Annotated in this window: 1 protein-coding gene; it reads left to right on the top strand. The window is 41.3% G+C overall.

Features of this window, described 5'->3' with window-relative positions:
* Positions 1-8: 8 nt before the first annotated feature.
* Positions 9-223: DUF3347 domain-containing protein (locus tag ACRHOC_RS15510; protein WP_431159483.1), on the top strand; the 215-nt coding region annotated here is incomplete at its 3' end.

Raw genomic sequence — 223 nt, forward strand, 5'->3', positions numbered from 1 at the left:
ATTCAAAAATGCACCACGATAATTCCGATGGTCACCACGATGTGGATAAAAAGGCAATGGCAATGAACGGAGTTGGAAATTCCCAAACAATATTATATGACTATTTCAACTTAAAGGATGCCTTAGTGGCAGATGATAATGCCAAAGCTACAGAATTGGGTGCAACCCCCGCAACATCATTAGGAAAGCGTGGCATTTCAAAATATACGGATGCTCAGCAAGG

This window comes from Winogradskyella poriferorum, assembly GCF_050618035.1.
In the GTDB taxonomy this organism is placed as follows: domain Bacteria; phylum Bacteroidota; class Bacteroidia; order Flavobacteriales; family Flavobacteriaceae; genus Winogradskyella; species Winogradskyella poriferorum_A.